The sequence below is a fragment of the Vibrio sp. 1S139 genome, assembly GCF_041439475.1.
In the GTDB taxonomy this organism is placed as follows: Bacteria; Pseudomonadota; Gammaproteobacteria; order Enterobacterales; family Vibrionaceae; genus Vibrio; species Vibrio crassostreae_C.
In genome coordinates this window covers 1-6,292 of record NZ_JBGOOD010000111.1, presented here as the reverse complement: position 1 = coordinate 6,292, position 6,292 = coordinate 1, and the positions used below count along the sequence as shown (strand labels likewise).

The following is a 6,292-nucleotide window of genomic DNA, read 5'->3' as shown; positions in this document are numbered from 1 at the left end:
GATTAGTCAAATATGGCGTCGTTGAACCTCAAGCTGATTTGATCAACAACGCCGTAGACTACTAAAAAGGACACTAATAAAACCAACACTTAATTAGATATTACTTATATTTAACAGATTGTGCGTTGGTGTCAGGCGTTTTGTAACAAACATATTAAATTTCTTTTCGTTTCAACGACACAAAAAACCAGAAGAATAAAACATGTGACTTTAATTCATATATTAGTCAGTTTATAGTCATCTACATTGTAGAGAGAATTATAATAAAAATAAAACGTTGGCTATATGATCAGATTCGACCCGATTAAAAACCGTATTTATAACGATGAACGTTCTATTAAAGTAGGATACCGTGAAACTCGGGTCCTGGAGTTATTACATAAAAACTCACCCGATATTGTTAACAAACAAGATATTATTAGCTTCGCTTGGGGAAACGAGTTCATAGGGGATACGTCACTAGCGAAAAGTATAAGTTTACTGCGCCAAGGGTTCGTTAGATTAGGCATCAAAGAAACCCCAATCGTCACCGTTCCTAAGGTGGGCTATCGCCTTATCGATGAGTGCGTGGTAATCGACTCCCCCATCAATAATGCAGCCACAACTCCCCTTGCTGATGCGAGCAACCTGATACCCGTCGGCAATAACGGTATTGCTATCGGTGCAGCTGTTGCAGTCGAACCTAAGCCTAACCCTAAACAAAGTTCGTCGGCTTACTTTCCCACTGCTGAAAACCGAAACAAGTTGTGCTACTTCACCACTGGCTGCTTACTGTTGGCATCAGCGTTATTGGCTTTTGCTAAGGTTAATGAGAGAAACCTCAGCGATATCAACCCCGTTAACCGGCTCAGCGAGCAATGGATAGGTCAAATACAAGTTTTCCAAGCCCCTGAAATGGCGATGACGCCAGAGCTAGAAAGCATTCTCTATCAGTATCAATGTGATTGCGTGGCGTACATTAGCGAAGAAGCGGAATATTCTGAGCTCTCTATTCTGAACAAAGCCACACGCCAGTCCGTCAACATCTTTTACACGCCAACCCAACTAGATCAAGCCAGTACCGAACTGGCCCTATTCCTAGAAAGAGGTCAATTATGATGCCAATCGTTGCGCTCATTTCTGCATTCGTTTTATTGGTTGGCATATGGAGTATCCCTTCGCCCCAACCAAAAGAAGAGCATCGCTACCAACATAGCGTGGTGGACCTGATAGTGAATGACAATGTATTACGTACCGACGGATTAACGAAAATAAGTAACAACAAGGTGCTGCACCTGATGTCCGTTCAAGACGACAACATGCCCGACCCACTTGTTCTGCGATTCAGAGGAACAGCCCGTCCTTCTCAATCACTTTTCTTTTCTATTTCTGGCACCATTGACTTAGTCTCTGTGCAAAAAATAAATAAAACAATGAATGACAGCCGATTGGCGCCTTACCTGTTAATCAACAATGACCCATTAACGGTAAAGATTGATATCTTAAGTTCGAATGATTTATTTGCCATCATTAAAACGTGTAATACAGGCCGAACGCAACTTCTGGCCAAACGATAATTAGAGATAGTTTAACCACTAGCAACAAGTGCCCTATTATCAAGTAGCAAGCTTTTCCGATATTACACATAAAAAACGGATGGTTATTTTCATTATTTTATCAGTAATACAATTATTACAGTCTTCCTTACTTTAAGTGTTTGCATTTTAAAGCCGATAGCAAAGCAAAATATTCAAGTTAGATTTTTACTCTTTGTCACTCACTACCTGCCCACCTTAAAACTACGAGTATTGTGAATGGTTATACCTGTTCTTCTAATTAACCATTCATACAAACGCCAAAAATAACGTCAAATAATTTTGACGTCTAAGCCCGAATAATGGGCCTTCATTTTTCTAAAAACGGTTTGAGCCCCATCAAACAATTTACGTTCAGTTGCATACTCTTTCACCGTAAAAACACTAATGACAACACAAGCCATTGAATTAACTGGGTAATTTAATTCAACCCTTTTCAGTATCTATCTATTTATCAACATGAAAAAGTGAACTTGTCTTGTTAACTGCACGGCACACAAAACATTATCAAAATAGAAAAATTACAAATGAGGGAATTGTTAATGATCACAGTAAACAGAAGTCTCTTAGCAACCGCAGTGTTGTCTGTTCTATCAACCGGTGTAAATGCGAAGATTTACCCAGACCAAATAGTGTTTGACCAACTTGGTGAAGATGTCTGTCGCTCTGGTTATCGTCCTATAGACCGTTATGAAGCAGAAGAGCAGAAGAGTACTTTGGTCGCTCGCATGGGCACTTGGCAGATCACCGGGTTAAAAGGAAACTGGGTAATCATGGGGCCGGGTTATCATGGCGAAATTAAGCAATCAAGCAGTGGGTCAACGTTCTGTTACCCAAACAACGACCAATCTGAAATCCCTAACTATTCCGCCAAATCGGTTCAGGAAGGCAGCGAAATCGATGTTCAGTATGAATTAGTGAACAACCGTAACGACTTTGTACGCCCATTAAGCTACTTAGCCCACAACCTAGGTTACGCTTGGGTTGGCGGTAATAACAGTCAGTACGTGGGCGAAGACATGACGATAAAGCGCTCTGGCAACAGTTGGGTAATACAAGGAAATAACAATGGCTCTTGTAGCGGCTATCGCTGTGATGAAAAAACCAAAATCACCGTCGACAATTTTGCCTACACCGTTAACGACGACAACTTTTGGCATGGTGATGTTGTCGAGTCGGATCGTGAACTAGTGAAAACGGTTTACGCGACGGCAAGAAACAACAGCAACATCGCGCAACAAGTGGTGGTAGACCTAAAAGTAGACGAATCAACAAACTGGTCGAAAACGAACAGCTACGGATTCTCACAGAGCGTTCAAACAGAGAACACCTTCAAGTGGCCTTTGGTTGGCGAAACTAAGCTCACCGTTAAGTTCGAGGCTAACCAAAGCTTCGCTGAAACAAATGGCAACTCCACTAGCGAACAAGTAACACTTCAAGCTCGTCCTATGGTTCCTGCGAATTCGGAGCTACCGATTCGAGTTGAGCTGTATCGTTCAAGCATCTCTTACCCGTACCGATTCAACGCCGATATTAGCTACGATGTTGAATTCAACGGCTTCCTTCGTTGGGGTGGCAACGCGTGGCACTCTCATCCAGATAACCGCCCGTACAAGGCTCATACCTTCACCATGGGCCGTGGCAGCAGTGAATCTGCCGACATTCGCTACCAATGGGATCACCGTTACATCCCAGGTGAAACTAAATGGTGGGATTGGGGCTGGGCGATTAAAGAAGCTGGCTTATCAAGCATGCAATACGCGACTGGCGGAAGCTTACGCCCCTTCCACTCTTACGTGTCTGGAGATTTCTACGCTGAATCTCAATTTGCAGGTACTATCGAAATTGGACAAGCAACACCAATTACTAACAATCTACGCAGCAAAAGAAGTACTGATTCCGTCAACGAATCTACTGAGCGCATTGGCGACATCGAAGTTACCACCAACTTTAACGCCGATGAGTTGAGTGACTTAGGTTTCGAAGGTGCTGAGATGAACATTAGCGTCGTTGAATAACTGCGCTGTAGAATAAGATCGGTACAAAGATCTACCAGTAATAAAGCACAAAGCCCACGACACATCGTGGGCTTTCATATATTCATGTTCAACTGAAAACGGTGAACTACACAGGCTCTTCCATCAGAAGCTTAACACCCAGCCCAACCAGCACCATGCCCGTCACGCCTTCCATCCACTTCATAAAACTCGCGTTTTTGAGCAAATTTTTAGCCGAGTTAAGCGCGCCAGCCAAACCACATTGCCATACCATCGCAATCATAAAGTGTACCGAAGCCATCAACATAGATTGCAATAAAGGCGAACCTTCAGGGTTTACAAATTGAGGTAAAAAGGCCAGATAGAAAACTGCTGTTTTTGGGTTAAGAACGTTAGACAGAAAGCCTTCACGCAAAGAACGCTTTGCACTGTAAGCCTGCTGAGCTTGTTCTCCGACCTTCAAACCGCCACCGTTTTTCATCAACGCTCGCAAACTGCTTAAGCCAAGCCAGATGAGGTAAACCGCACCTACCATCTTAACGGCTTGAAAGAGTTCAGCGGATTGGGCGAGGATTGCAGATATACCCACAGCAGAGAAAAACGCGTGTACATACAAGCCGCTACAAATACCAAAGCTCGTCATACAACCGTCAGCTAAGCCAGAGCGGCTAGTATTGCGAATCACCAAAGCCGTATCTAAGCCCGGCGTTAGCGTTAAAATAGTGATGGCAATTAGAAATGCCTCAAAGTTCAAAATATCCATATCATTGTCATTTTTGTTCAGCGATCTATCATCAATACCGTGTATCTGAACAATTCGCAAGCAACAATTGCCACCAGCTATACAACTCACTGATTTTGTGCACAATAGAACAGTTTGATTTGTTAAGAAATAGTAAATTCAAGGCATCGTATCGCCTCATGCTTTTCTCGCTATATCTTCGACTGCGAAGGTCGGCGTCATTAAAAAGCAAAGCCATAATCAAAGTACACGAGATGAACCTTAACGCTGACGCAGCCCTAAGGATCATTTAAAGAAACCAAATTAAGAGTAGTCAAATGAGCGCATTCAAAAAACTAGTCGAACACTCTCAAAAATGTTCACGCTTTCAACACCTAGCTTCTATTTGTGGTTGGGACCAAGCTTCAATGATGCCAGCAGGTGGTAACCAAGCTCGTAGTGAAGCGATGGCCGAGCTTTCTGTTCATATTCACGGCTTAATGACTCAACCACAGCTTGGCGATTGGATTGCAGACGCTGAAAATGAAGCGCTGAACACTGAGCAACAATCGTCACTTCGTGAAATAAAACGCCAGTGGCAACAAGCAAACCTACTTCCAGAAAAACTGGTTGAAGCGAAATCTCTATCGGGTTCAAAATGTGAACATGCGTGGCGTAGCCAACGCGGTAACAACGACTGGGTTGGATTCGAAAAGAACTGGCGTGAAGTGGTTGAGCTTTCTCGTGAAGAAGCGCAGATTCGCGCAGACGCAGCCAATCTAACGCCTTATGATGCGATGCTGGATATTTATGAACCGGGCACCAGCTCTACTTCACTTGATACCCTATTTGCAGACGTTAAAACTTGGCTTCCAGGTTTAATTGATGAAGTGATCGAAAAACAATCGAGCGAGCAATTTAACGCACCATCAGGTATCTATTCGACCGAGAAACAGAAAGCACTGGGTTTAGAAGTCATGAAGCTGCTTCAGTTCGATTTTGAACACGGCCGATTGGATGAAAGTGTTCACCCATTCTGTGGCGGCGTCCCTTCAGACGTGCGTATCACAACACGCTATGACGAAGCGGAATTCGTTCAAAGCTTAATGGGTATTGTGCATGAAACAGGCCACGCACGTTACGAACAAGGCTTACCAAAACACCTAGCAGGACAACCAGCGGGGGAAGCTCGTTCTATGGGCATTCATGAATCTCAATCTTTATTCTTTGAGATGCAAGTCGGCCGCAGCGACCCGTTCATTGGACACTTAGCGAACTTGGCTGGTCAGCAATTCTCAGGCTCAGAATTTGAGAAAGAAAACTTCCAGAAGATCTACACGCGCGTGAAGAAAGACTTCATCCGTGTCAATGCTGATGAACTCACCTACCCTGCACACGTTATCCTGCGTTACGAGATTGAGCGTGACTTGATCAACGGCAAGATCAAACACACTGACGTGCCAGAGTTATGGAATACCAAGATGCAGTCTTACCTTGGTTTAAGCACTCAAGGCAACTTCACTAACGGCTGTATGCAAGACATCCACTGGACAGACGGCGCATTTGGTTACTTCCCATCGTACACATTAGGTGCGATGTACGCGGCGCAGTTCATGGCTTCAATGAAGAAAACGGTAGATATAAACTCTGTGATTGAAAGCGGTGACCTATCCCCTATCTTCACTTGGTTAGAATCAAACATTTGGAGCAAAGGCAGCCTGCTGACCACTGATGACTTGGTGAAAGGTGCAACGGGCGAAACCTTGAATGCGCAATACTTCAAAGACCATTTGAGAAGTCGTTATCTGTAGATAAAACGCCCAACTACATTGAAGGTTTCTACTTGCAGAGCTTGCTGTGTAAGTAGAAACAAGCTGAAAAAAGCATAGTACAAGTATTGTAAGTCAAAAGTCACAATTATGGCTGAAGGGTAGCTTTGGTTCTAACTTGATGTATGGAATCCACTCCCTCCTTTGCCAATCTACACTTAGCAAAGTGAG

5 protein-coding genes are annotated in these 6,292 nt (G+C 43.6%); 4 read left to right on the top strand and 1 reads right to left on the bottom strand.

Annotated features, from left to right (window positions below; all coding sequences use genetic code 11):
• Window positions 1–285 precede the first annotated feature (285 nt).
• The 3 genes from ACED46_RS21035 (at window position 286) to ACED46_RS21025 (ending at window position 3,592) form a co-directional block, all read left to right on the top strand.
• Window positions 286–1,098 carry a winged helix-turn-helix domain-containing protein gene (locus ACED46_RS21035; RefSeq protein ID WP_017066273.1) on the top strand — a complete coding sequence of 271 codons (813 nt, stop codon included), beginning with the start codon at window positions 286–288 and terminating at the stop codon, window positions 1,096–1,098.
• A complete protein-coding gene (locus ACED46_RS21030) occupies window positions 1,095–1,556 on the top strand; it encodes a hypothetical protein (protein ID WP_017059728.1) in 462 nt (153 codons plus the stop codon). The genes ACED46_RS21035 and ACED46_RS21030 overlap by 4 nt, the downstream gene beginning before the upstream one ends.
• Window positions 1,557–2,116: 560 nt before the next feature.
• A complete protein-coding gene (locus ACED46_RS21025) occupies window positions 2,117–3,592 on the top strand; it encodes an aerolysin family beta-barrel pore-forming toxin (protein ID WP_017063796.1) in 1,476 nt (491 codons plus the stop codon).
• 106 nt (window positions 3,593–3,698) lie between these two features.
• On the opposite strand, the gene ACED46_RS21020 is transcribed toward ACED46_RS21025, so the two are convergent.
• The gene (locus ACED46_RS21020; protein ID WP_017058961.1) at window positions 3,699–4,334 is read right to left on the bottom strand and encodes a LysE family translocator; all 636 of its coding nucleotides are present in this window, start codon (window positions 4,332–4,334) and stop codon (window positions 3,699–3,701) included.
• Between the two features lie 296 nt (window positions 4,335–4,630).
• Here ACED46_RS21020 and ACED46_RS21015 point away from each other — a divergent pair, with 296 nt between their 5' ends.
• A complete protein-coding gene (locus tag ACED46_RS21015) occupies window positions 4,631–6,103 on the top strand; it encodes a carboxypeptidase M32 (RefSeq protein ID WP_371722365.1) in 1,473 nt (490 codons plus the stop codon).
• The last annotated feature ends 189 nt before the right edge of the window (window positions 6,104–6,292 follow it).